Here is a 2,954-nt window from a genome sequence, read left to right on the forward strand (position 1 = left end):
GCGCTCGTCGGCGCGACCGCCGGCCGCGCCGGCACCGCCGGGACCGCCGGGACAGCGATCACGATGCAGGGCGCCAGCCTCGCCGACCTGTACGACGCGATCGACGCCTGGATCGCCTCGGCATCCGCCTCCCCGTCATCCGCCACTGGAGAGCAGCCCCGACCGTCCATCGACAACGAACAGCACACCCACCCCGAAGAAAGGCAGCACTGACATGCGCACCACTCCTCTGCTCACGACGGGCGTCGCGGCTCTCGCCGTGCTCGCCCTCGCCGGCTGCAGCAGCAGCTCGTCGCCGGCACCGACCTCGTCCGACGGCGCCGCCGACTGGCCGGAGTCGATCACGATCTCGCTCGTCCCGTCGGTCGAGGGCGAGGACCTCGCCGAGGCGCTCGACCCGCTGACCGCCTACCTCTCCGACGGGCTCGGCATCGAGGTCAAGGGGGTCGTGGCCTCCGACTACGCCGCGACCGTCGAGGCGCTGGGCACCGACCAGGCGCAGGTGATCATCACCGACGCGGGTTCGCTCTACAACGCGATCGAGCGCTACGACGCGCAGCTCATCCTGCGCGACGTGCGCTTCGGCGCGACCTCGTACGCGTCGGTCGCATACACGAACGACCCCGACAAGTACTGCGACGACGCCCCTGTCACCGCGACGTACGCCGCCAGCGACATCGAGCTGTCGTACTGCAACGGCATCGAGGAGGCGGGCTCGACCGCCGCCGGCCAGGGGCCGGCCGGGCTCGACGCGCTCGAGAAGATCGGCGACGGCGCGAAGGTCGCGCTGCAGGCGGCGACCTCGCCGGCCGGCTACCAGTACCCCGTCGTCGCGATGCGAGAGGCCGGCATCGACACGGATGCCGACATCACCCAGGTACCCGTCGAAGGCAACAACAACGCGGTGCTCGCCGTGTACAACGGCGATGCCGAGGTCGGCTTCGCCTACTGGGACGCCCGTACGACCGTCACGGAGGAGGCGCCCGACATCGCCGACAAGGTCGTGGCCTTCGCGTACAGCGACATGATCCCCAACGGTGGCGTCGCGGTCTCGAACTCGCTGCCGGCCGACCTCGTCGAGCAGCTGACGACGCTCATGGACGACTACGCGGACTCCTCTGACGAAGCGGCATCCGTCATGTTCGATCTCGTGGGACTGTCGGACTGGACGAGCGACACGACGCCCGAGGAGATCACGCGCTACGGCGAGATCCTCGAGCAGTTCGCGAACTGAGCGGACGCATGCGCTCCGAATCGCGGCCCGCGGAGGCCGGGGTGATCCCCCCGGCCTCCGCGTCGTGGTCCCTTCGCCTCGACGACGTCTCGGTGACCTACCCGGGCGGCACCCGGGCGCTGAAGAACGTCTCGCTGGAGGTCGCCGCCGGCGAGATGGTCTCGGTCGTCGGCCTGTCCGGCTCCGGGAAGTCCACGCTCATCCGGACGATCAACGGGCTCGTCCCCGCCACGAGCGGCACCGTGTCGGTCGGCCCGCACACCGTGACCGGCCTGCGCGGGCGGCAGCTGCGGCGGTTGCGCGGGCACATCGGCATGATCTTCCAGGGGTTCAACCTCGCCGACCGCACGAACGTCTACCGCAACGTGCTCGTCGGGCGCTTCGCCCACACCCCCACCTATCGCACGCTGCTCGGCATCACGACGGCCCGTGACCGCGAGCTCGCGCTGCGATCGCTCGACGCGGTCGGGATGCTGGAGAAGGTGTGGGTCCGCGCCGGCCAGCTCTCCGGCGGTCAGAAGCAGCGCGTCGCGATCGCCCGCGCTCTCACGCAGGAGCCGTCGGTCATGCTCGCCGACGAACCCGTCGCGAGCCTCGACCCGCCGACGGCCCACGCCGTCATGAACGACCTGCGGCGCGTCAACGAGAACGAAGGCCTGACGGTCGTCGTCAACATCCATCTGATGGACCTCGCCCGCACCTACACGACCCGCATGATCGGCCTGCGCGGCGGCGAGCTCGTCTACGACGGACCGGCCGCGAGCGCGACCGAACGCGACTTCGAGGAGATCTACGGCCGCCCCATCCAGCCCGGGGACCGGTTGCAGTGAGCACGCCGAGCATCCCGGCCGGCACCGAGCCGGCCGCCCGGGCCGGAGCGCTGCGTCTGCCGGACAAGCCCCGCACCCGGCTGCGCACGACCCTTGTGATCGCGGCCTTCGCCGCGTTCACGGTGGCCACCTGCATCCCCGCGATCGGCGGCATCGACCCCGACTTCGGCGCGCTCATCCGCAACTGGGACAACGGGTCGGGACTTCTCGCGCGGCTGTTCCAGCCGGATTTCGCGTTCCTGCCGCGCACCGTCGGTCCGATGCTCGAGACGCTGCAGATGGCGCTCGTCGGCGCCGTGGCCGCGGCGGCCGTCTCCGTGCCGCTCACGCTGTGGGCGGCGGCGCCCACCAACCCGAACGCGCTCACGCGTCGCGCGTTGCGCGCCGTCATCAACATCGTGCGTGCGATCCCCGACCTCGTGTACGCCACGATCCTCGTCGCGATGGTGGGAGTCGGGGCGCTCCCCGGCCTCATCACGCTGTTCCTGTTCGACCTCGGCATCATCGTCAAGCTCGTCTCCGAGGCCATCGACTCCGCCGACCACTCCTACCTGGAGGCGGGCCGGGCCGCGGGCGGCACGCAGGCGCAGCTCAACCGCGTGACGGCGCTGCCGCAGTCGTGGCCGCTGTTCGCCAATCAGTGGCTCTACACGCTCGAGCTCAACGTGCGCATCTCGGCGATCCTCGGCATCGTCGGCGCCGGCGGCATCGGGCGACTCCTCGACGAGCGGCGCGCGTTCTACGCGTACGACGACGTCTCGGTCATCATCCTGGAGATCCTCGTCGTCGTGATCCTCATCGAGATCGTCTCCAACGTGTTGCGGAGGCGGCTGGTATGACCGTGGCGATGGATGCCGGCGCCACCTCCGCGCTCGCGCCCGCGCTGCCGC

General features: G+C 70.6%; 4 protein-coding genes. All 4 read left to right on the forward strand.

Annotated elements, in window-relative coordinates; genetic code table 11:
• Positions 1 to 213: hypothetical protein (locus tag WBP48_RS17775; RefSeq protein WP_424442071.1), on the forward strand; the 213-nt coding region annotated here is incomplete at its 5' end.
• A gap of 1 nt (position 214) precedes the next feature.
• Positions 215 to 1,234: a phosphate/phosphite/phosphonate ABC transporter substrate-binding protein gene (phnD, locus tag WBP48_RS17780; RefSeq protein WP_424442072.1), complete on the forward strand. Its 1,020-nt coding sequence runs from the start codon at positions 215 to 217 to the stop codon at positions 1,232 to 1,234.
• An 8-nt stretch (positions 1,235 to 1,242) separates the two neighbouring features.
• Positions 1,243 to 2,064 carry a phosphonate ABC transporter ATP-binding protein gene (gene phnC, locus WBP48_RS17785; RefSeq protein ID WP_424442074.1) on the forward strand — a complete coding sequence of 274 codons (822 nt, stop codon included), beginning with the start codon at positions 1,243 to 1,245 and terminating at the stop codon, positions 2,062 to 2,064.
• Positions 2,061 to 2,903 carry a phosphonate ABC transporter, permease protein PhnE gene (gene phnE, locus WBP48_RS17790; protein WP_424442075.1) on the forward strand — a complete coding sequence of 281 codons (843 nt, stop codon included), beginning with the start codon at positions 2,061 to 2,063 and terminating at the stop codon, positions 2,901 to 2,903. The genes phnC and phnE overlap by 4 nt, the downstream gene beginning before the upstream one ends.
• Positions 2,904 to 2,954: the final 51 nt, after the last annotated feature.

The organism is Microbacterium sp. (genome assembly GCF_049661145.1).
In the GTDB taxonomy this organism is placed as follows: Bacteria; Actinomycetota; Actinomycetes; order Actinomycetales; family Microbacteriaceae; genus Microbacterium.